Annotated in this window: 15 protein-coding genes; 12 read left to right on the plus strand and 3 right to left on the minus strand. The window is 54.7% G+C overall.

Features of this window, described 5'->3' with window-relative positions; translation table 11 throughout:
• Nucleotides 1–2 precede the first annotated feature (2 nt).
• The 12 genes from KI379_RS11310 to KI379_RS11365 all read left to right on the plus strand — a co-directional run bounded on the left by KI379_RS11310 (nucleotide 3) and on the right by KI379_RS11365 (nucleotide 18,791).
• Nucleotides 3–2,417 carry a glycoside hydrolase family 95 protein gene (locus tag KI379_RS11310; RefSeq protein ID WP_244879258.1) on the plus strand — a complete coding sequence of 805 codons (2,415 nt, stop codon included), beginning with the start codon at nucleotides 3–5 and terminating at the stop codon, nucleotides 2,415–2,417.
• A gap of 109 nt (nucleotides 2,418–2,526) precedes the next feature.
• A complete protein-coding gene (locus KI379_RS11315; protein WP_084203699.1) occupies nucleotides 2,527–3,486 on the plus strand; it encodes an ABC transporter permease in 960 nt (319 codons plus the stop codon).
• A 19-nt stretch (nucleotides 3,487–3,505) separates the two neighbouring features.
• On the plus strand, nucleotides 3,506–4,369 hold the full coding sequence (locus KI379_RS11320; protein WP_076166310.1) for a carbohydrate ABC transporter permease: 864 nt from the start codon (nucleotides 3,506–3,508) through the stop codon (nucleotides 4,367–4,369).
• Nucleotides 4,370–4,586: 217 nt separating this feature from the next.
• A complete protein-coding gene (locus KI379_RS11325; RefSeq protein WP_212983611.1) occupies nucleotides 4,587–6,167 on the plus strand; it encodes an extracellular solute-binding protein in 1,581 nt (526 codons plus the stop codon).
• 76 nt (nucleotides 6,168–6,243) lie between these two features.
• Entirely contained in the window at nucleotides 6,244–7,269 is a 1,026-nt protein-coding gene (locus KI379_RS11330; protein ID WP_212983612.1) for a response regulator transcription factor, read from the plus strand.
• A gap of 29 nt (nucleotides 7,270–7,298) precedes the next feature.
• Nucleotides 7,299–9,140: a cache domain-containing sensor histidine kinase gene (locus tag KI379_RS11335; protein ID WP_244879259.1), complete on the plus strand. Its 1,842-nt coding sequence runs from the start codon at nucleotides 7,299–7,301 to the stop codon at nucleotides 9,138–9,140.
• A 209-nt stretch (nucleotides 9,141–9,349) separates the two neighbouring features.
• Nucleotides 9,350–10,912: an extracellular solute-binding protein gene (locus tag KI379_RS11340; protein ID WP_212983614.1), complete on the plus strand. Its 1,563-nt coding sequence runs from the start codon at nucleotides 9,350–9,352 to the stop codon at nucleotides 10,910–10,912.
• A gap of 57 nt (nucleotides 10,913–10,969) precedes the next feature.
• On the plus strand, nucleotides 10,970–13,354 hold the full coding sequence (locus KI379_RS11345) for a glycosyl hydrolase family 95 catalytic domain-containing protein (protein ID WP_212983615.1): 2,385 nt from the start codon (nucleotides 10,970–10,972) through the stop codon (nucleotides 13,352–13,354).
• Between the two features lie 22 nt (nucleotides 13,355–13,376).
• The gene (locus tag KI379_RS11350; RefSeq protein WP_212983616.1) at nucleotides 13,377–14,576 is read left to right on the plus strand and encodes a glucuronate isomerase; all 1,200 of its coding nucleotides are present in this window, start codon (nucleotides 13,377–13,379) and stop codon (nucleotides 14,574–14,576) included.
• Nucleotides 14,577–14,667: 91 nt separating this feature from the next.
• Nucleotides 14,668–15,699, plus strand: coding sequence for a glycoside hydrolase family protein (locus KI379_RS11355; RefSeq protein WP_244879260.1), 1,032 nt, complete (start codon nucleotides 14,668–14,670; stop codon nucleotides 15,697–15,699).
• A gap of 37 nt (nucleotides 15,700–15,736) precedes the next feature.
• Nucleotides 15,737–16,912 carry a glycoside hydrolase family 88 protein gene (locus KI379_RS11360; protein ID WP_244879261.1) on the plus strand — a complete coding sequence of 392 codons (1,176 nt, stop codon included), beginning with the start codon at nucleotides 15,737–15,739 and terminating at the stop codon, nucleotides 16,910–16,912.
• Between the two features lie 49 nt (nucleotides 16,913–16,961).
• Nucleotides 16,962–18,791, plus strand: a complete 1,830-nt coding sequence (locus KI379_RS11365; protein ID WP_212983617.1) for an alpha-L-fucosidase — start codon at nucleotides 16,962–16,964, stop codon at nucleotides 18,789–18,791.
• Between the two features lie 152 nt (nucleotides 18,792–18,943).
• Here KI379_RS11365 and KI379_RS11370 read toward each other — a convergent pair whose 3' ends face one another.
• Genes KI379_RS11370 through KI379_RS11380 form a run of 3 tightly spaced genes read right to left on the minus strand, consistent with a single transcriptional unit; the run spans nucleotide 18,944 to nucleotide 22,937 of the window.
• A complete protein-coding gene (locus KI379_RS11370) occupies nucleotides 18,944–20,050 on the minus strand; it encodes a GerAB/ArcD/ProY family transporter (RefSeq protein ID WP_212983618.1) in 1,107 nt (368 codons plus the stop codon).
• Nucleotides 20,051–20,069: 19 nt separating this feature from the next.
• Nucleotides 20,070–21,293, minus strand: a complete 1,224-nt coding sequence (locus tag KI379_RS11375) for a Ger(x)C family spore germination protein (protein ID WP_212983619.1) — start codon at nucleotides 21,291–21,293, stop codon at nucleotides 20,070–20,072.
• Nucleotides 21,294–21,329: 36 nt separating this feature from the next.
• On the minus strand, nucleotides 21,330–22,937 hold the full coding sequence (locus KI379_RS11380) for a spore germination protein (protein WP_089547106.1): 1,608 nt from the start codon (nucleotides 22,935–22,937) through the stop codon (nucleotides 21,330–21,332).
• Between the last annotated feature and the right edge of the window lie 95 nt (nucleotides 22,938–23,032).

Below are 23,032 nucleotides of genomic sequence, written 5' to 3' on the forward strand. Positions count from 1 at the left end.
ATGTGGTCAAACAGGATGTCAGCTTGCAAGAGCATACGTCTGCAACTACGAAGGACCTTCGATTATGGTACACCCGGCCAGCAGCCGGGTGGAACGAAGCGCTGCCCATAGGGAACGGGCGGCTGGGTGCAATGGTGTTCGGCACGCCGGGGCTGGAAAAAGTCCAGCTCAACGAGGATTCGATTTGGTACGGCGGTCCGGGACGGGCGGCCAATCCCCGGTCCCAGCCCTATTTGGCTGAGATCCGGACGCTGCTTAGGGAAGGAAAGCAGGCAGAGGCGGAACACTTGGCGAGAATGGCGATGACGGCTTCCCCAAAATATGAGCAGCCATACCAGCCTCTAGGGGATCTGATGATCAAATTCCTTGATCAGGAAGGGCCTGCGGAAGACTACGAGCGGCAGCTGGATTTGGAGCAAGCCGTTGTGGACGTTCGATACAGGCACAAGGGCGTCCGGTTTCGGCGGAGCTATTTCGCCAGCGAACCGGATGGGGTTCTGGTCATCCGATTGACCGCGGACCAGCCGGGACAGCTTACGCTGGCCGTCAATCTCATGCGCCGTCCGCTCGATTATGGCTGCCGGGCCGACCCTTCGGGAGCCATCGTCATGGACGGGGAATGCGGAACGGACGGCGTCCGGTTTAGTGCAGCATTTCGTTCCGTAATTCAGGGTGGACGGCAGCGGATTATCGGTGATTACCTTTCGATCGAAGGAGCGGATGCCGTGACCCTGCTGTTGGCGGCGCACAGCACGTTTCGGGTGAAGCAGCCGGCAGAGGTTTGCCTGAAGCAGCTGGAGCAGGCGGCGGCCAAACCGTTTGAAACGCTGCTGAAACGGCATATAGACGAGTACGCGTTCCGGTTCGGCCGCTTTGCGATCGATCTGACGCAGGACGGGAATCCGCTTGCCGCACTTCCTACAGACCAGCGGCTGCTCCGGCTGCAGAATGCGTTGGGACATGAAAGCGGCGAAGGAAACAGAAACGATTGGCTGCCTAATGAAGCGGATATTGAAGATCCCGGTCTGGTGGCCCTCTACGTTCAATATGGGCGCTATTTGCTGATATCCTGCTCCCGGCCGGGCACCTTAGCGGCCAATCTGCAGGGGATTTGGAACGACAGTTATACCCCGCCGTGGGAATCCAAGTATACGATCAACATCAACGTCCAGATGAATTACTGGCCGGCAGAAGTGCTCCATTTATCCGAGTGCCATGAACCGCTGTTCGATTTGATCGACCGGATGCTGCCTAACGGACAGGCTACCGCTCGCGAGATGTACGGCTGCCGGGGCTTTACCGCCCACCACAACACGAATCTGTGGGCTGAAACCCGGCCGGAAGGGATTTTGATGACCTGCACGGTGTGGCCGATGGGCGCCGCGTGGCTGTGCCTCCATTTATGGGAGCACTACCGTTTCGGGGGTGATCCGGCTTTTCTTGCCGAACGGGCATACCCGGCGATGAAGGAAGCGGCGCTATTTCTTCTTGATTACATGATCGAGGAGGACGGTTATCGGGTTACGGGACCGTCGGTTTCTCCAGAGAACCGGTTTCTTCTCCCGGACGGCGGCAGCGGCAGCCTGTGCATCGGTCCGGCAATGGATTCGCAAATCGCGCTGACGCTGCTGTCCGCCTGCTTGGAAGCGGCGGCGATCATCGGCGAGGAGGATCAGGCGTTTCTCGGCGCGTTGCGGGAGACGCTCGAACGCATTCCACGGCCGTCTGTTGGTAAACACGGGCAAATTATGGAATGGCTGCGCGATGATGAGGAAGCCGATCCCGGACACCGGCATATTTCGCAGCTGTTCGCCCTGCATCCGGGTGAGCTGATTGATGTCCGTCGCACGCCGGAGCTGGCGGCTGCTGCCGAGCGGACGCTCGCGCGGCGCCTCGCCGCAGGCGGCGGCCATACGGGTTGGAGCCGGGCCTGGATCGTCAATTTCTATGCCCGGCTTGGCATGGGGGAGGAGGCTTACGGGCATCTGATGAAGCTGCTTGCGGTTTCCACGTATCCGAATTTGCTGGACTGCCATCCGCCTTTTCAAATCGATGGCAATTTTGGCGGAACAGCGGGAGCGGCGGAAATGCTGCTGCAATCCCATGCGGGGGAAATCCGGCTGCTGCCGGCCCTGCCAAAAGCGTGGCGCTCCGGCCGTGTTGAAGGCCTTCGGGCAAGAGGGGGGTATACCGTAGGTCTGTCTTGGAGTAAAGGGACGCTTGATGAGGTGACGATCCGCTCCTCCAAGGCGGGCTTGTGCCGCCTGTGGTCGCCCGTCCCCTTGGAGCTCGCTGTTTCCGGTCACCTGGAAGCTGGTGCCTCAGGCGATAAGTCTGACGATGACCGTTCCGGTTTTGAATATGTGATCACCTTGGCAGTTGGGGAAAGCTGCGGCATTCGGGTACGCAAAGGATGAACGCGACCGTAATAAAACACAAGTGAAGCGACAAATCCCCATTCCGAGGGTCCGGACAAAAAGATTAACATTAGCGATGAAGCGATCTATACAAAAAGGAGCGATATTTATGCCAGAACAAGCGCCAGCCGCCATCTCAGCCTCCAGTCCGGCCTTGCCCGCACCAAAAAGGCGGATGAGCAATCTGCGCAAATACAAGGCGCTGTACCTGATCTCACTGCCTGGAATCATTTATTTTATCGTGTTTAAATACCTGCCCCTGCTGGGGTCCGTCATGGCGTTTCAAAACTACAACATTTTCAAGGGCTTTACAGGCAGCCCGTGGGTCGGACTCGATCAGTTCCGCCGGATGTTCACTTACCCGGAGTTTCTGCGGATTCTTGAAAATACGGTTCTGATCGGATTTTATGACCTGATTTTTGCCTTTCCGGTTCCGATTATCTTTGCGCTGCTCCTGAACGAACTGAGGAAAGTCGTATACAAGCGGATTCTCCAAACGGTCGTCTATCTGCCGCACTTCCTCTCCTGGGTCATTATCGGAGGGATCATGATCGGCATATTATCGCCGACTACTGGAATCGTGAACCAGGTATTGAATGCGTTCGGACTCAAATCGATTTATTTTCTGGGCGAGGATTCGTATATCCGGAGCATCCTGGTCGGAACGGGGATCTGGAAAGACAGCGGCTGGGGCACAATCGTGTATTTGGCCGCACTGGCCAGCGTCAATCCTGAGCTGTATGAAGCCGCGCGCATCGACGGTGCCAGCCGCTGGAGACAAACCCTGTCGATCACGATTCCGGCCATCCTGCCGACCATCACCATCATGTTCCTGCTCCATATCGGCAACTTCCTTGATTTCGGCTTCGAACGCGTATTCGTCTTCGTTAATTCGCTGAATGAAAGCAAGGGCGACATCCTCGACACCTACATTTACCGGGTCGGCCTCATTGATCAGCAGTACAGCTACACGACGGCGATCGGCCTCTTCAAATCGGTGGTCGGACTGGTGCTCGTCATGATCGGGAATACGCTGAGCAAGCGGGCTTCGGGCGAAGGACTATACTAGAAAGGAGAAGGATGGCACAATGAAAAACAAAGGCAGCTTATTTGACGGATTTAATTATATTTTCTTAACGCTGGTCGGATGCTTGATGGTGTTCCCTCTTCTTCATGTGCTCGCCAAGTCGTTCAGCAGCAGCCAGGCGATCAATGCGGGCAAGGTCAAGCTGATCCCGGTCGATTGGACGCTGACAAACTACCATGTAATTTTGGGTGACAGCTCCATCTGGCGAGCGTTTATGGTAAGCGTATTCATCACGGTCGTCGGGACGCTGATCAACTTGATCCTGACCGCATCACTGGCGTATCCGTTGTCCAGACCCGAGTATTCGATGCGCAAAGTCGTGCTGATTTTTATACTGATCACGATGATCTTTCAGGCGCCGCTGATCCCTAACTACATGGTGATCAAAAACCTGCATCTGATCGACTCGTTATGGGCCTTGATCATTCCGTCGGCCATCAGCGCGTACAACCTGTTCATCATGCGCTCCTTCTTCGTTGCCCTTCCGTCGGAGCTCATCGACAGCGCCCGGATCGACGGGGCAGGAGAGCTGCGCACGATGTGGAGTGTCATTCTTCCGCTGTCCAAACCGGCCATGGCAACCATGGGGCTGTTCTATGCGGTATCCCACTGGAATTCGTATTCGTCGGCGCTGTATTTTATCAACAACCGGGCGCTTTACCCGCTGCAGCTTCGCCTCCGGGAAATCGTTCTGAGCAATGACCTCGGTCAGGCCGGCAACCTGCTTGAAAATGTGAACCAGATCTCTCCGGCTGGCGTGCAAATGGCGGTCATCGTCGTTTCCGTCGTACCGATCATTATCGTGTACCCGTTCCTGCAGAAGTACTTTATCAAAGGAATGCTGATCGGGTCGATCAAGGCCTGACACTATCTTATTACAGCTAGAAAAGTATACGTTTTCATAGATGTGAAATGTGATAAGATATTAAACATCAGTGTCATGCGATTAGCGCGGCGCTCAAGTATAGGCTGGCAGACAAGGGTTTGGAATGGTGAGTGAATTTGGCTTTGCGCGCAGCGCAAAACAAGAGAGCGAAGCCGAATCAAACAGGAGTCAAATGGATGCAGGGAGGAGAGACGGCATGAAAAGAGCAGCTTATTTCGTTCTGGCAGCAGCCGTTATTCTCCTGTTCTGTTATCTGGCTGGAAGCTCGGACCGATTAGCCTTTCCTTCGCCGCAGCCTGCTCAGGAAGGTGTGAAAGACTCCTCTCCGCAGCCGACGGCCTTCAGCTTGGCGATATCCAACGGTGCCAGTCCTTATGCGGTGAATATGGCGCATCCATCCGAGGACCGCTGGGTCAAACAATTGGAAGCGCTGACAAACACGAAGCTGTCCATCTCTTTGATCTCGCTGAAGGATTTCGACCGGCGCATGCCGGTTATTCTTGCAGGAGATACCTATCCGGATGTCGTGCAGATGATTGGCGGGGCAAGCTCGGCTGCCATGGCCGGATCGGTCCAGGCGGGACTGTTCCTTCCGCTAGACGACTGGATCAAGACTTATGCTCCGAATTTGTGGAAAGCGGTGCCGCCAGAAGCCTGGAAGGAAACCAGCTTTGAGGGGCATATTTATGGAATTCCGGCCTGGCTCGGCAATCCGTCGCGCCGGGCAACGTATATCCGATCGGACCTGCTGGCACAAACGGGTCTGAACATACCGAGAACCGTAGACGAATTTCTGGACGTGCTCCGCGCCTTCAAGAAGCTGGGAGTCGAAATTCCATATGAGATGCGGGAGAATTTCAAGTATGCGGATGTCATTTTCGGCGCGTACGACGTGCTGGGTTACCAGTTTGAAGTCCGAAACGGTGAGGTGGTTCCGAAATTTTTGGATGAAAAGCATATGATGAAGGCGCTGCAGGTATACCGGACAATGCTGATGGAGGGACTCATCCCGGAGGATTTTGCGACAGTCTCGTCAACCGAATATACCCATGACATCGAAGCAGGCCGAGTGGGAAGCTGGACGGCGAACGCCGCCGGATTGCTGGACTTCCGCACCAAGCTCAGGGCATCGGTTCCCGGGGCACAAATCGATATCATCCCCTCACCGGAAGGGCCGGAAGGGACGAAAGGCTACGGCTTGTACAGCTCCGTCATCAATTCGTTCTATATTAATAAGGGTGTTCCCAAGGAAAAATTGATCGGCATTCTCCAATTTTTTGATTGGATGGTCTCGGACGAAGCTCAGCGTTTTTTTTCGTTCGGGATCGAGGGAGACACCTACACGGAAGACCATGGGACGGTTGCGTATCATTTTCCGAAGACAAGGGAGGAGCAGGACGAGGAGACCTTCCGCGAACTGCTGTGGCTGACGCATGATCTGACGATCAACCGGGCCAGAACGGAACTGGTGCCGGGCGGGAAGGATCTGCTCCATGCTTTGGACGTGACGCTGCCGAAGGAAGGGCTGGGAAGCATCGTCTTTGTTCCCGAGCTGGAGTCCTTCAGCGCTTATCCCGATCTTGCTTCGGAGCGGCCGAACCAGGCCCCGCCCGTGATCGTTGACCATATGGTCAAAATGATTTACGGCAAGGAACCGATCTCGGATTGGCCGAAGGTCGTCCGGGAATACCGGGAACGCGGCGGAAATGCGATTATTCAGGAAGCGACGGCGAGGTATCGGGCCAAGCAGGGGGTGCTGATCCAGCACAACCGATAGGGATGCGACATTTCTTTCTCTTGTCGATAATGCAGCTGCGCTTTTTCTATCCGTTCTAGGAAGGGGTTTGATACAAGTGCGAGTTTTGATTGTGGAAGATGAGCCTGTCATTCAAAAAGGACTGGTGAAGATGGTTCAGCGTTATCCGGCTTCCTTCTCCGCGATTTATACCGCCGATGACGGGGAGGCCGCTTTCGAGACGATCCGGAATCTGGAACCGCACCTGGTGCTGACGGATTTGCGGATGAAGCGGATGGACGGACTGGAGCTGTGCGAACGGATACACCGGGAATTCAGCCATGTCCAGGTTGTCGTCATATCCGGTTATAATGACTTTCAGTATGCACAGCGGGCTATGGCGTACGGGGTCAAGCGCTATTTGTTGAAGCCGGTGACCCAGCAGGACATACACGATACGCTGAAGGAGCTGATATCAGGGATGACCGGCAGCATTATTCCTGTGCAAAAATATGTGGAGTGGGCGCATCAGCTCGAGCAGAGCATCTGGCTGCTGCAGCGGGACGAAACGATTCGCCTCATCGAAGAGGGCGAACGGTCGGGCTTGTTCGATGGGCTGAATGTGATCAACATGGAAGCGGTGCTGAGCGACTGCCTTGGCATGATCACAGAACGGCTGGAGAGCCGCGGCTGGAAGCCGCGTTCCGGATGCCGGGGAACACAAGGCGCGTCGAATACGAAGAAGGAAGTCATGATCGCTTTTACCGCCAGTATGGACCGGATTCTCGAAGAGCTTCAGCTGACACGGAAAGGCAATTTCAAGGATCCGATCGAAGAGGCCAAAGCCTTTATCGACCAGCATCTGTCGGAGGACATCACACTGGAGGAAGTGGCCAAGCGGGTGGGGCTCGCCAGGACCTATTTCAGCGCTCTTTTTAAGAAAATGACAGGGGAGACCTTTGTGCATTACCGGATCAAGAAACGAATGGAAGAAGCGCGCAGGCTGCTTGCCGTACCGACCCTGACGATCACCGATATCGCGGTCAAGGTGGGGTACGAGGATTATCCCCATTTCACGAAGACCTTTAAAAATTTCGTCGGCGTATCCCCGTCGGAGTACCGGTCTTCCTTTGGCATTGAATGATGAGAGTATCCCTGAGGCTGAAGCTGCTTTTGTATTTTACCATCGTGATTCTTCTTTCCCTGTCTGCGGTTGGCATCGCCTTCTACAGCATTTCAGCCAAGCAGCTGCAAAAAAGCGCAAAGAGCCAAATGGTCCAGATCGTGGACAATGCCGTACATCATACCAACCTGTATTTGTCGTCTTATCAGCGGTCGATGGTGGCGCTGCTGACCGACCTCAGGGTCAAACGGTACATCGATCTGCCGGCTGATCGGGAGGAGTACGAAAATTACCGCTACATGACCGATATCCGGGATGCGATCGTGGATCCGGTGTGGATCCGCAATCCCGAGATCGAAGCACTGTATATCATCGGTTACTCCGGGAATGCGCTCTATTATTATAACGGCGGATCGGAGCCATCCTTTAAGCCGGAAGATACCGCCAAACAGATCCGATATTTTAAGGAGAACACGGATGAAAGCGGCCGGTTGACCATTATGAATTACAGCATTTTGGGCGAAAAGACGCCGATGATGACGCTGATCCGCCGCATCCGCGGACTTCGTTCCACGGACATGAAAGGTTTTGTGGGGATCGAAGTCAAGGCCGAGGAGCTGTCCACCCTGTGGAAGGGGATCGATTTGGGGAAGGACAGCTATTTTTTCATTGTGGACGGCGAAGGCAGGATACAATACCACAACGATCAGACCAAGGTAGGATCGATCGTTCCGGCCAGCCTGGGCAAGCAAATCAGCGAGGCCGGCACCGAGATGTTCCGCAGTTCGTCGGAGGGAATGGACCGGGTATATATCAGCCGCAAAGCCGAATACTCCGGGTGGAATCTGGTGGTGTCCATTCCGTACAGCCAGCTGCAAAAACCGCTTAACACGATTCGCAGCTCCATTATCGTCGTTGCGGTCATTACGTTCCTGACGGCGTTGTTCCTGGCGAGCCGGTTCGGCAAGTCGATTACTACCCCGATCCGGACGCTGATGAAGGGGATGAGCCAGACGGAAAAGGGAAACTGGAAGTTCATTCCGCTTCCGAAGCACCGGGACGAAATTACCGAGCTGATGATCCGCTACAACCTGATGGTGAACCGCTTATCGGAGATGGTCGATACGGTGTATCGTGCGGAGCTCAGGAACAAGGAAATGCAGGCCGAACGGCAGAAGGCCGAGTTCCAGTCGCTCCAGCTGCAGATCAACCCGCATTTTCTGTACAATACACTGGAAACGGTCGTATGTTACGCGGTTATTCAGGACTCGGACGAAATTACGGAGATCGTCGGGGCTCTGTCTTATATGCTGCACTATTCGGTACGGACCAATCTGGAAGAGATCACGGTAGCGAATGAGCTCAAGCACGTCATGTACTTCATGGTTATTATCAATCACCGGATCGGCCGGACGTTCGAGATTGATGTGCGGGTAAGGCCGGAGCTGCTTCTGCGGAAGATGGTCCGGCTCACGCTTCAGCCGCTGGTGGAAAATGTGTTCCAGCACGCCTTCAGGCAAGGGGTGGAGGATCATCATACGATCATCATTGATGCTGGTGAAGAGGGAGATTCCTTCTGGGTCAGCGTGCAAGACAACGGCTGCGGCATGGCACTAGAGCGGCTTGAGGAGCTTCGCGCCAAGCTGAGCGAGAACCGGCTTGCCGACGAGGAGGACCGGGGCAGCGCGGGCGGGATCGGCGTACCCAATGTGCACCGGCGGATTCAGCTGGTGTTCGGCGAGGACTACGGCGTAACTGTGGAAAGCAGCCCCGAGTGGGGAACCCGGATGATCATGCGGATGCCGATTTCCGGCGTCAAAGAACTGAGCAGTCCAGCGGGGCAAGAGGCAGTCGCGCCTATTCTGACCCTGCCCTTGGCGGGCAGCGGCTAGGCGCAAACAAATGAGAACGTTAAGCAAATCCTGTATTCCGGAGCATGGAATACGGGATCTTTTTATGTTCAGACAGCCGTAAAAAACCGCAAAAAAACACATCACGACAATAATCCGCCCCATGGGAGCTTCCCTGGTTAAGCCTTATGATGGGGACAGCAGCAAAGAGAATACCTTTTGCACTTTGCATGAAGAGAGGGGATTATAAGATGAAAAAATGGGTCAGTCTGATCCTCGCGGCGTCGCTTGTCACGGGTCTGACCGCAGGCTGTGGAAACAAAAGCGCCTCGAGCGGCAGTGACGATGCGGCCGACGCATCGAAACCGGTGAAATTCAGCATTTCTTTAACCACAAGTGGAAACGCTTACGCGGAAGGCTCCAAGGACATCAACAACGAGCAATGGGTCAAGGAGGTCGAGAAGAGAGCCAACGTGGATTTGGACATCAGGCTGATTCCCTTGAAAGACTTCGATGCGAAGATGGCCGTCATGTTCGCCGGCGGCGATATTCCGGACGTCGTGCAAAACGTCGGCGGGGCAACGGATAAGTCTATGGCCGGTTCGGTTCAGGCTGGCGTGTTTATGCCGCTGGATGACTTGCTGAAAGAGTATGCTCCGAACTTGATGAAAGCCGTTCCGAAGGAAGCGTGGGACGAGGTGAGCTACAAGGGGAAAATCTACGGCGTGCCAACCTGGCTCAGCAACCCTTCCCGCCGCGCCACTTATATCCGGACCGACCTGCTGGAAAAAACGGGCCTGCCGGCGCCCCAAACGATGGACGATTTCCTCAACGTCCTGCGTGCGTTTAAAAAACTTGGCCTCAGCGCGCCGTATCAGATGAGGGAGAATTTTAAATACGCGGACATCGTATTTGGTGCGTATGACGCCCTGGGCTATCAGTTTACCGAAATGAACGGCCAGGTCGTACCGAAGTTTTTTAACGCTGAAAATATGGAAAAGGCGCTGACCGTCTACAAAACGATGTATGACGAAGGCCTGATCCAGAAAGATTTCGCGACGATCCAGGCGCCTCAGTACAGCGAAAATATCGAAGCAGGCAATGCCGGCATGTGGACGGCCAACGCCGCCAGCCTTCTCGATTTCCGCACGAAGATCGGTGCGGCGGTTCCCGGCGCCAAGGTCGATATCATCCCGTCACCGATAGGGGACAACGGACAGAAGGGTTATGGATTGTACAGCTCGGTTAACACCTCGCTCTATATCAACAGCAAGGTCAGCAAAGAGAAAGCGGCCCGGATCATCCAGATGTTCGAGTGGATGCAGACGCCGGAAGCGAAAAACTTCTACAGCTTTGGCATCGAAGGCGAGGATTACACGGTGAAAGACGGAAAAATCGATTACAAGCTGCCGGAAGGCAAAGCCGCTCAGGACGAAGCCGGATTCCGCTCGCTGCTTCGCTGGGTCGGTGACGGAACGATTAACCGTGAACGGACGGAGTTGCTCCCAGGCGGACAAGACGTGCTGAAGGCGCTCGATGATACGCTGGCCAAAGAAGGCGTGGGCGGGATCGGATTTGTGCCGGACCTGGAATCCTTCAGCCAGTTCCCTGACTTGGCTTCCAAGCGTCCGGACCAGGCGCCGAAGCTCATCATCGACCACATGGTTAAAATGATCTACGGCAAAGAGCCGATCAGCGATTTTCCTAAAGTCATCGAGGAGTATAAGCAAAAGGGCGGCGATGAGATCGTGAAAGAAGCCACGGAGCGTTACAACAACAAAGACGGAATTATCGATCAGCAAAGCCGCAAATAGGTTGATTTTGGGGAAGCCTTTCACGCGAAGGGCTTCCTCCTGTTAGGAGGGGAATAAATGGTCAGGAAAACCGGAGACGGGAGAAATAAGCTGAAGCTTTTGACCCCTTCATCCTGGTGGGGAGCCAAGTGGAGGGAGGCGCTTCCGGCAGGCAACGGAATAACCGGAGCAGCCGTGTATGGCGGCGTCCATTTGGAAACGGTTATGCTGACGCACGGCGGCTTGTGGTGGCAGAGCCGCACGCCGGATCTGCCTGACGTGAGCGGCCGGCTTGGAGAGATGCGCCGGTTGATGATGGAGGGGAAGGAGGCGCTGGCCGAAAATGTATTGGTCGACGGTTTGAAGGAGCAAGGCTACGATCCGGTCATGGCCGTTCCGCTGCCGCTTGGCGACCTGAACTTGAACATGGACGTGAGTGAAGGCTTTAAGGACTACAGCCGGGAACTGGACATGGAAACCGGTGAAATAACAGTGCGCTGGCAGGACGGGCATACGCGTTATGAGCGGGCGTTGTTCGTATCCCGGGCGGACGATTTGATCGTCTATGAGCTGCGGTCGTCAGGGCCAGGCCCGATTTCGGCGAAGATCGCCCTTGACCTGCATCATCGCGGGGATGTCAGGCGTCCCCCTGGCAGACCTGACGCTCCATTGCCGACTGGAAGCGAATCAGGGTCCGACGGTGAGTTCATATGGTATGCCGCATGCCATGACGAAGGCAGCGATTTCGGTGCCGTCGCCCGGGTGGTCACGATCGATGGCAGGATAAGCAGCATGTTCAATGAGTCCGTTCTTGAAGGCGCCACGCAGGCATTGATCTTGGTTAAACTGTTCGTTCATGAGCCGCGTCAAGCGGCTTGGACACGGTTGAAACACGAGCTGGCCGCAGAACATCGGTCTTACACCGAACTGCTGCAGCCTCACATTGAGGAGCATGAACGATTGTTTCAGCGGATGACGCTGAATCTGGATGCTCCCGGACGAGAGGCATCGAACGAAGAGCTGCTGCTAAAAGCCTACCGCGGCGAAGCCCCGCTGGCCATGCTGGAGAAGATGTGGGCCTACGGGCGTTATCTTCTGATTGCAAGCTCGCGCGAAGGCGGGGATCCATGCCATTTATACGGCTTATGGTGCGGGGAATATCGCGGCTTCTGGGCGTTCCATATGGCCAACGAGAACCTGCAGATGATGTATTGGCAGGCGCTTGCGGGACATATGCCCGAGCTGCTGCTGCCCGTATTCGATTACGTGGAGCGGCAGATGGACGATTATCGCCGCAACGCGCGCTGCATCTATGGCTGCAGGGGCATCTGGATCCCTGCGCCGACCGCGCCGGACTCCGGCCTGCTGAAGACGATCGCGCCCCACATTGTCCACTGGACCGGGGCGGCGGGCTGGATCGCACAGCACTATTATGATTATTACCTGTACACGGGCGACAGGGAATTTTTAAGAAACCGGGCCCTGCCGTTCCTGCGGGAGGCCGCTTTGTTCTATGAAGACTTCCTGATTACCGGGGACGATGGTCTGTACATCAGCTGCCCATCCAATTCACCCGAGAACCGGCCGGGTAACGGCGCGGGTGGGCCAAAGGGAACGGCAATGAACGCGACGATGGATTTTGCCATCGCCAAGGAAGTGCTGACCCGGCTGGTTGAAGGTGCCGCTCAGGAAGGTATGTATGCTGAGGAAGTCGCGGGCTGGAAAGACATGATCGCCAAAATCCCGGCGTATCAGGTTAATGCAGACGGAGCAGTCCGCGAATGGATGCATCCTGCCTATGAGGATCAATACCATCACCGGCACCAGTCGCACCTCTATCCGGTGTTTCCGGGCAAAGAGGTAACGCGGGAGACCGATCCCGGTCTGTTCGCAGCCTTCGAGACCGCGTTAAGAAAGAGGCTGGTCGTTGGATTAAAGGAGCAGACGGGATGGTCACTTGCTCATATGTCCAATTTGTACGCCCGCATGGGCGAAGCGGATAAGGCGCTGGAGTGTTTGGATCTGCTGGCCAGATCAGCCGTGATCAATAATTTCTTTACGCTTCACAACGATTGGCGCGGCATGGGCATCGGCCTGGATATGGAGTGGGCTCCGTTTCAGATTGATGCGAATATGGGCATGACGGCTGCGCTTCAGGAAATGCTGCTGTACTCCGATCCCAACATGATCCGAATCCTCCCAGCCCTGCCGGAGCGGTTCCTCTCCGGAAGCGCCGCTGGAATGCTGGCATGCGGAGGCTACGAGGTAGACATCGCCTGGGACAGAAAGAATGGCACCCTTGATGTTCGGCTCCAATCTTTGAGAGCTGGAGGCTCCGTTACCCTCGCGCTCCCCGAAGCTTGCAGCGGCTTCCGGGACGGGGGCAGACTGCCTGAGAATCGGCAAATCCACATCTTGCTTGAACAGGGAGAATCCCTAACCTTGCAGTTGACGTTCAGCTAATGAGAGGGGAGAGACAAGGATCATGAATATATCTTCATTATTAGAAGAAATTATGCGTCTGCCTGTGATCGATACGCATACGCATTTGATAGGCGATAAGCTGTGCGCGGCCGACTTTTGGGAGATCGCCGATTATTTCTGGTTGAACCAAGAACTGCAGACGGCGGGATATCCGAAGGATGCGGCACAGCTGCCGGTTTCGGAGCGGGCGGAAGCCTTCGTCAGAGCATACAAGGCTACCCGTAATACGATGATGAATCGTGCTTTTACGGCGATCATGGGGGATTTATACGGAATCACTATCCATGACACGGCGTCTGTGCTTCAGGCGGACGAAGCTGTACGCACGCAGAGAAATACTTCAGGCTGGGCTCAAAGCGTGGCCGACCGGCTGCATGTGAAGCGGTTTGTCGTGAACCGCCCTGAACATGCCGTATTTGACGGTATGCGCGAGGATGCCGTGCTGCTGCCCCGGATCGACGGATGGTTGCCGGAGCTTGCCGCCGGGATCGTCTCCTCCGCAGCCCATGAACGCCAGGACCGTTTCGCGCAGGCGAAAGCGTTCATTTCCGAGCAATTGAAGTCCTATCATGAGATGGGCTGTCCGGGGATCATGACGACGCTCCCCCATTATGAGGCAGCGGCGCATGAGGATTATACGCTTGAAACCGCAAAGCGGACCGATGAGATCATGATGGTGCTGCTCCATGAAATCTGCTCCGGCCTGCAGGAGCGGGGGATGTTCCTTCAGCTGTTCCTCGGCGTGGAACGAAGATGGGGGAGCAGTTCGGCTGCCCCTGTGAACGATCCGCTCCGGATCGTAAAGCTGTATGGCTTGTTTGAGCGTTACAATATCCCGTTTGAGCTGGTGGTTGCATCGGAACTGAACAATTTGGACGTCGTACAGGCGGCCTGGAATTTTGCCAATGTTCACGTAGGCGGCATGTGGTGGTATAACTTCCGTGCCAGCACATACACGCAGAGCATGCAGTACCGGCTCGAGGCGTTATCTCCGCTCAAAAGCTCGCTGATCGTCTCGGATGCGCGCTGCATCGAATGGACGTACGGCAAGCTGCTGATCGTGAAGCAGCTGCTTGTTCGTTTTCTCGATGAGCAGGTCAGGGATGAATGGCTGAGCCGTGAGGATGCGCTGGCACTGGCCGCGGAATGGCTGCATGGCAGCGCGGCAAAACGATACGGGTTGGCGGAATCGACGGTCTGATCGTGAAACCGGGACCGCTGAATTGTGAATGACGCGTGCCATTTGGCAAAGACAGATGGTCGAGAAACTTAATGATGAACGGAGGGAGAACGTGACATTTTCACTGTTTGACCGGATGCTGCCTGCCCCCATGGAAGGGGGCTTCCGGATGGAAGGCTGGTGGGTATGGTGCGGGTCGGTCGTTCGCGGAGAGGACGGACGCTTTCATATGTTTGCGTCCCGGTGGCCGAAGTGGATGCCGATGCACCCGGGCTGGCTGCTCCGTTCGGAAATCGTCCGAGCCTCGTCCGATACCCCGGAAGGGCCCTATACCTACGAAGAAACCGTGTTCCCAGCGCGGGGAGCGGAGTATTGGGACGGAAGGAGCACCCATAACCCGCACATCATCCGGTATGGAGACAAATATTTGCTGTATTACATGGGATCGACGCATCCCTTCCCTGAGCCGCGGCCAGGAGAGACGGTGGAGGCGGACGACTGCCGCGTCATTGCGGCAAGGGCGAACAAGCGTGTCGGCCTGGCCGTCGCCGACAGCGTCTATGGGCCGTGGAAGCGCCTCGATACGCCGATTCTGCCGACGAGGCCGGGCAAGTTCGACAGCTTCCTGACCTCGAATCCGGCGCCAAGTATCCGGGAGGATGGCTCCGTGCTGCTGGTTTATAAAGCCCGGCGGTATGAGGGCACAGCCCATGGGCAAATGACGCTGGGTGCGGCAGAGGCAGCAGGATATGAAGGGCCTTATCGCGTAACTCAGGATACGCCGCTGTTTCCGCCGGAACGGTTTCATATCGAAGACCCGTTCATTTGGCGCACGGCGGAAGGGTACGCCATGATCGCGAAAGACATGGATGGAAAGCTGTGCGGAGAGAAGCACGGCGGCATTCTGGCACTTTCTCCGGATGGCAGGGACTGGAGGCTCGCAGACCAGCCCAAATCCTATTCCCGGCGCGTCCGATGGGAGGACGGATCGGAACGTTGGATGGGCAGCTTCGAACGGCCCTTCCTGCTGTTTCAGGATGGACTGCCGACGCATCTGTTCGCCGCGGTTGCGGACGGACCGGGGGGCTTCCGGCAAGCCGAACATACCTGGAACATGGTTATTCCGCTGCGGACTTCACCTTGAATTTAGAATGGAACAATCAATTACAGGAGGAGATTATATGGGAGAAACCGTATCGAAACAAATGGGTAGCGAAGGGAGCTCGGCGCTTATTTCGGAATCCGTTCAGCAGTGGGCGGAAGGGGCTTGGCAGCAAATCGTAAACAAAGTGGAGCGCACCAGTCAGCGGATTGGCGTCAGTTTTCCGCATGCATCCGTTAACGGGGTCTATGACAACATGCGCCCGTCCTGGTGGACCGCCGGCTTTTGGCCGGGGATCTTGTGGCAGATTGCCGAAGACGGGCACCATCCGGGGCTGCAGGGGATTGCCGAGCTGATCGAGGAGAAGCTAGACGAACCGCTGTATTCGCTCGCTGTGCATCATGATGCCGGATTTATATGGACACTTTCGGCCGTGGCCGACTACCGGATTACCGGCAGCGAGCGTTCCAAACACCGTGGGCTGATGGCCGCCGCCCAGCTGGCAAGCCGCTTTAATGTAAAAGGCAGCTTCATCCGCGCCTGGCATGACCTGGAGCAGGTGAACCGGGCAGGCTGGTCCATCATCGACACGGTGATGAATCTGCCGCTGCTGTATTGGGCCTCTGAAGTAACGGAGGATCCCCGGTTCCGCCATATCGCCGCGGCGCATGCAGATACGGTGCTGGCGCATTTTCTGCGTCCGGACGGGTCCAGTTATCATATCCTCGAATTTGATCCCGAGTCGGGTGAACGAATCGGTGCCATGTCCGGTCAGGGGTTTGCGGAAGAATCCGCCTGGTCCCGAGGCAGTGCCTGGACCATCTACGGCCTCACCCTGTCTTATATTTACACGGGAGAAGAACGCTTTTTGACTGGCGCCAAGCGGGCCGCCCATTTTTTTCTGGCGAATCTGCCGGAGGACCATGTGCCGCACTGGGATTTCCGGGCGCCTGATGAAGGGGGCAAGCCGCGGGATACTTCGGCCGGGGCCTGCGCGGCATGCGGGCTGATCGAGATGTCCCGTCTGGTACCCGAGGCCGAAGCGCGGCTGTATCTCCGTTCTGCGGAACGCATCGTGCGCTCTCTGCATGAACATTACGGGACATGGGATATGCCGGGGGAAGAAGGCCTGATCCTGTCCGGCACATCCAATCTGCCGGGTGGAGTGCATATCGATACACCGCTGATTTACGGCGATTATTTCTTTGTTGAGGCGGTATCCAAGCTGCGCGGCTCAGCGCTGAGACTGTGGTAATGTGTATCAGCGTTGAGGCAATAATTCAGCGCGAAAGGAGATATGACGAATGAAACGACAGGCTGAACAACAGGCCCAACAGACAGCAGCAGGGTCCGCGCCGGAGAACCTGCTCGATGAACCTTTTCCTATAGAGACAGTCCCTGATGGCCCTCAGTCTGAAGTGCAAAATCACCGGATGGAATGGTGGAGGGAAGCCCGGCTGGGCCTGTTCATCCATTGGGGACCCTACGCGCGGCCGGCAGGCGAGTGGAAAGGGGAGGAGATCCAAGCTTCCTACAGTGAGCACATCATGCTGCGCGCAAAGATTCCGGCCGCCGAATATGAAGAGATGGCCGCAGGCTGGAATCCTTCTTCTTTTGACGCGCTGAAGTGGGTGCGTACCGCTAAAAGGGCTGGCTTGAAATATATCATTTTCACGGCCAAGCATCATGACGGATTCGCCATGTATGATTCGCATGTGTCCAATTACTCCATCGTCCAGCATGCGGTCTTTCGAAGAGATCCGCTCCGGGAGCTGGCGGAAGCATGCGAGCAGGAAGAAATGGTGCTGGGTATTTACTACTCGCACGCTATGGACTGGCATGATCCCGATTCCCAGGGGAACACCTGGGACTACCCCGGCAATATCGGTGCTTATGACGACGTGGAGAGCTGGGTGCACGATCCGGATAAGCGAAGCCGCTTTGAGCGTTATCTGAATAATAAATCACTTCCTCAGGTTCGCGAGCTGCTGACGGATTACGGGAAGGTCGGCCTCATGTGGTTCGACTGCGGCGGCAAGCTGACCCGCGAGCAGGGGGAGCAGTTTCTGGACGCCGTATACTCGCTTCAGCCGGACTGTCTGGTGAACAGCCGGGTGTGGAAGGCTCCCCTTGGGGATTACTCCAACACGTCCGATAATCAGCTGACCACGCGGACTTTGCGCCAGGACTGGGAGAACATCATCACGCTGAACGATTCATGGGGGTACAAAAAATCGGATCACAACTGGAAATCACCCGCATCCATCATCCGGCAGATGATCGATGTCGTCAGCAAAAGTGGCAATTTGGTCATCAATATCGGACCGACAGAGACGGGAGAGTGGGATCCGGTATCCGAATCGATTTTGCTGGAAATCGGCGGTTGGTTAGATACATACGGAGACAGCATTTACGGAGCGGGGGCATCCCCGACGGCAAAGCCGTCCTGGGGCAGGTGCACCGTGAAAGGAAACATGCTGTATCTGCATGTCTTCGATTGGCCAACGGACCGGAAGCTGGTCGTTCCCGGCCTGAAGACGGACGTTCTGCGGGCCTATATGCTGGAAGACGGCAGGGAACTGAAATTGACCCGATTATCGGAACAGGATTTAGAGATTGAGCTGCCTGAATCGGTGCTTTCCGAAGTGAACGAATTTTCCAAACCACAAGTCATCGCCGTTCTCTGTTCCGGTCCAGTCGATGGCAATCCGGTGGGACTATTGGACTCACGGGAAGGCAGCATCCTTGAATTAGGCGTATTCGATGCCGAAATATCCGGAGCCGGATTGAAGTATGATACCGGGAAAAAGGGCCGTGACAACCTCCTTGATTGGACAGACGAAAGTGCCGAGGCGGTCTGGTCTGTCCGGACCTTGGGGGCCGCAGATTTCGACGTGCGCATCGAATATGGCAGCGGTGACGCCGAGGGAGGAGGCGGGACCTACCTGGTGACCACCGGAGACCAGACACTGCGTGCTCAGGTGCAGCCGACCGGCGGACCGTATGACTTCCGTGAGTTTTACGTAGGGAAGCTGCATTTTCCGGAAGCAGGGGAGTATTCGATCCGTCTTCAGGCGGAAAGAATTACGGGCCAATATTTAATGCAGCCCAGATGCTTGAAGCTGCAGCGTTAATCCGAACCGGATTGTGTTGAATTACGGAAAAGGAACCATTGCCTCTGCAAGCAGCGGTTCCTTTTTTCTTGACTTGGCTTCCTTATATCGCAAGAGAAACTGCCGCTTTAAGCGGTCTGTCTTCCTAGAATGTACTTCGGTCGGTGTTTCTCTCAAGATCCTCCCGTCTGTTTTCCTTTCCGGGAAAAAAGCTTCTTCATTAGGACAACGGCTGCCAAAGCAAGGGGAATCCAGATTTGGAAAACCGGAAAGTCGTACATCAGATTTCGCGTGAATCCGATCCAGGTATGGTAAATAAAATTGGGCGCGGCAAAAGAAATGGTATAAATAAACGCACCGACGATGACTGTTAATTTTTTGTGGCTCATCTTTACCAGATAGGAAAGGCCGATGACCGCCCCCAAGTAAAATGCCGTCATTTTCACAAAGATGCCGATATAAATCAGCAAAATAATGACCGGATCGAGCCGTTCGAGAAAATCAGCGATTTCGATCAAGCGAACCGATCTGAGCATGGGGAGGGTGGTAATGCTTAAGATTTGGGGGCTCAATATCGTTAAATTCAACAAGTTGAAGATCAGCAGCAGGATTCCCACGAACAGGTAGGAAAAGATCGACAGCTTGGACAGGTTTTTTTTGTTGTTCAAATGCTTCCAAAATGCAAGAAACACGACAACCTCGCCAAACGGGAAGCTGATGACTTTCGGAATGGCTTCCCTGATCACAGGCATGATGCCATGCTCGAGCACCGGCTGAAGCCGCTCCAGATGAATATTTTTAGAGACGATGAACATCAAGAAAATCAGGAAATAGCCCAAGATGGTAAAGGGGAGCAGAAATTCGACGACGCGGAAAAAAACTTCCGTTCCCTTGGAAATCGCATAGGCGGACAGCAGAATCATGATCAGCATCAGGACGGACAGAGGCGTTTTGGGAAGAAAGGAAATGTTGATAATGTCCCCAAACTCCCTGGTGTTTCTCATGGACTCATAGGAAAAATAGAAAATATAAGCGATGGTGACGATCGTTCCGAGAATACGACCCAGATGTTGGTTCAGGATTTCGAAGAGATTGCGTTCCTCGTCCCCCTTTTGGATGAAAAGGTAAACCAGGAGCAGCAGCAGTCCGGCCAGCATCGCAACAATGACGACCAGCCAGGCGTCCTGCTTGGCTCCTACGCCCAATTCGTATAATGGGGAAGTTCCGATCAAAAACAGGATCATCATCGCAATCAGCTCGTATTTGTCTATTTTTTGCAAGTTGGGGGCACTCCTTTCGCTAGAATTTTTGGTCTTTGAGCAAGCTGGAGTACGGCTTGGTAATCATGTTCGTATGCTCAATGTTAATCTTGACCTGCACGCGCAGGCTGATTTCCTCGATGGGACGCTTCGTTCTCATCAGTTTTCTCCAAGTAGAGGGATCTTTACGGTGTATCGCGTTCATGAATCCGGCCAGATCCACGTTCATTTCCTGCAGATGGCTCCAGGTCTCCATGATTTCGCCGCCGATTTGTTTACTTATCGTACGTTCTATGTCCCGAATGACCCCCGGATTCTTTAAGTCCAGATTGCAGCCGGATTCGTCGATCGCTCCCGTTGCTTGAATCTTGGCGAGAATGATCGATTTTCCATGGATGACCTTCGGTTCCAGTTTGGTGGACGATTTCAGCACTCGATAGCTGAGCAGCTGATTTTCTTGGCCTTTTGCGCTGCACGGAAACACAACCATCATGCTGCTGACACGATTGGAAAGCCATGCGACAGATCGGCTATCTTTTTGATCGATCCATCCCACCAGCTTGTCCTTACGGAATACGCCCAGCTCCCCGAGCTTAATGACCGCATCATTTCGCGTCGATTTCAGGGCATCGAGGGAGGACTGCTTGCTCAGATCTCCGGATACCTCGAGCTCGGGCGCCATGGCGCTTTCATCCGGGCTGGCTATCATTCTGGCGAAATCGATGAGCCGCATGTTTTGAGCTTGGGACAGATTTTTCTGGCTTTGATCGATGATCCGCTGGATGGCATTGCCGGATATTTTCTCCAAAGGGATCAGCACTTCCAGCAAATTGGAAGCTTTGCCCTTGGTCAAGAGGACGGACATGGTCTCCCTGCTCTCGAACGGACGAAGGAAAAAATCAAGAATTTCTCCGACACCTTCTTTCCGTGCCACATCTTCGCTAAGAATAAGGACGGAGTTATGGGCGAAAAAAAGCTTCCTTGATGTTTCCAGGCTGGCATTCTGCATCGCCTCGGCAATAGAGCGCCCCTTGGTTGAGAAAATGGTCGTCGGAGACTGGCTTCCTGCACTGCCGCCGCCTGTCTGGGTGGCAATCGACTGCGGAATGACGACCTGGAACGAAATTTCCCATTTCCCGTTGCTCCGGTCGATGGACGTCGCCGAAATGATGCTCAGCGTATTCAATTCCTGGCTGTCCCAGCATCCGCCCGTCAGCAGCGCGACCGACAGCGAGAGAATCATAAGGCCCAGTCTCCGGAGCATCTTTTCCACCTCTTTGTTTGACCTGGATGTATACAGCTATTGTTCATCTTTCGATGGCGACGGCTTTTGGATTGATTTTTGGCGTTTGATATTTTTTTGACTGATTAAGGTTGGACGTTTCAGCATGGCCCACCAAGGCACACGTACCAACGCATCCTTTTGATCGGAAGGAGAGAAGGGCGCAAGCGGAATCAAATAAGGGATTCCGAAGGACCGCAGCCCTGCCAAATGGATAAGCATCGCCATTAATCCTGCAATGATCCCGAACAATCCCAGCGTAGCCGCAAGCAGCATGAATCCGAAACGAAGCAGCCTAGCCGAATTGGATAAGCTGACTGATGGAGCGACGAAGCCGGCAATGGCGGTAAAAGCCACGATAATAACCATCGCGGCGGATACCAAACCTGCCTGAACTGCCGCTTGCCCCAGCACGAGCGCACCGACGATCGAAATCGCGGACCCGATCGCCCTTGGCATCCGCACCCCGGCTTCCCGCAAAACTTCGAAAGTGATTTCCATGGCAAGCGCTTCGACAAAGGCCGGAAAGGGGACGCCTTCCCGCTGGGCCGCGAGGCTGATAAGCAGGGTTGTCGGCAGCATCTGCTGATGAAATGTTGTGATCGCGATGTACATCGAGGGCAGGAGCATGGAAAACACAAATGCGATAATACGCATCAACCGTAGAAATGTCGCGATATCGAATTTTTGGTAATAATCCTCGCTGGACTGGAACAGCTTAAAAATCGTAATGGGGGCAATGAGCACAAAGGGGCTCCCGTCTACGAGAATGGCTACTTTTCCTTCCAAAATAGCTCCGGCAATGGCGTCAGGACGTTCTGAATTCGTAAGGGTCGGAAAAGGCGTAAAGGTGGCGTCCTGGATAAATTCCTCGATATATCCGCTCTCCAGAACGCTGTCGATGTCAATCCGGTCAAGCCTTCTTAAAATTTCCTGCACCACGTCTTCACTAGCGATACCATGAATGTACATCACGGCTACGTCCGTTTGGGTTACGCGGCCGATCGTTCGGTCGACGATCCATAGATTCGGATTTTTGATTTTGCGGCGGATTAATGACGTATTGATCCGAAGGTTCTCCGTAAAGCCTTCCCTTGGTCCCCGGATGACGGTTTGAGACTGGGGTTCGTCTACACCGCGCTGTTCCCCACCGGCAGAGGATGCTGATATTCCCTTGGCTGTGCCATCTACCAGAATGACTGTATTGCCGGCAAGAATGGCGTCAAACAGTTTCTTCATGGTATCGATGTCCGTGACTTGGCCAATGGCTAAAAACCGGTGTTTGATCCAGCCCAGCACCTGTTTTGGCGGGTCCAGCGAACAATCCGCATCCGCCTGGATTTGCGTCAAAGATTTCAATATGGAATTGTTGATAATCTGCTCATCGGCCAATCCGTCGGTGTAGATGACGGCGACATGGACAGGTTTCCCCAGGGCCTGGTCCAACCGACGGATGATGATATCGGAACTGTCGCCCGTCATTTCCTTGATCATTTGGACGTTAACATCCAAGTATTTGGAAAGAGGCGTTTCAGGCCTATTAAATTCCGATGGCTGCTCATTTTTGTCTTGATTTTGGTTGGAATCACCGCTGGAATCATGTTTGGATTTGAAAAAAGGCCGCATCCTAATCCTCACCTTGAAATTTATATTCTGCTTCATCGTTGCCTTTTTCGGAGGAACTTAAACTAGGGGCATCGAAAGAGGATTGCTCTTCAGAA

It is taken from the genome of Paenibacillus cineris (assembly GCF_018333335.1).
In the GTDB taxonomy this organism is placed as follows: domain Bacteria; phylum Bacillota; class Bacilli; order Paenibacillales; family Paenibacillaceae; genus Paenibacillus_AQ; species Paenibacillus_AQ favisporus.

Excerpts from the sequence above, each read along its gene's own strand:
- KI379_RS11315 (WP_084203699.1), top strand. The coding sequence starts at position 2,527 with ATGCCAGAACAAGCGCCAGCCGCCATCTCAGCCTCCAGTCCGGCCTTG.
- KI379_RS11320 (WP_076166310.1), top strand. The coding sequence starts at position 3,506 with ATGAAAAACAAAGGCAGCTTATTTGACGGATTTAATTATATTTTCTTA.
- KI379_RS11325 (WP_212983611.1), top strand. The coding sequence starts at position 4,587 with ATGAAAAGAGCAGCTTATTTCGTTCTGGCAGCAGCCGTTATTCTCCTG.
- KI379_RS11340 (WP_212983614.1), top strand. The coding sequence starts at position 9,350 with ATGAAAAAATGGGTCAGTCTGATCCTCGCGGCGTCGCTTGTCACGGGT.
- KI379_RS11345 (WP_212983615.1), top strand. The coding sequence starts at position 10,970 with ATGGTCAGGAAAACCGGAGACGGGAGAAATAAGCTGAAGCTTTTGACC.
- KI379_RS11350 (WP_212983616.1), top strand. The coding sequence starts at position 13,377 with ATGAATATATCTTCATTATTAGAAGAAATTATGCGTCTGCCTGTGATC.
- KI379_RS11360 (WP_244879261.1), top strand. The coding sequence starts at position 15,737 with ATGGGAGAAACCGTATCGAAACAAATGGGTAGCGAAGGGAGCTCGGCG.
- KI379_RS11365 (WP_212983617.1), top strand. The coding sequence starts at position 16,962 with ATGAAACGACAGGCTGAACAACAGGCCCAACAGACAGCAGCAGGGTCC.
- KI379_RS11375 (WP_212983619.1), bottom strand. The coding sequence starts at position 21,293 with ATGCTCCGGAGACTGGGCCTTATGATTCTCTCGCTGTCGGTCGCGCTG.
- KI379_RS11380 (WP_089547106.1), bottom strand. The coding sequence starts at position 22,937 with ATGCGGCCTTTTTTCAAATCCAAACATGATTCCAGCGGTGATTCCAAC.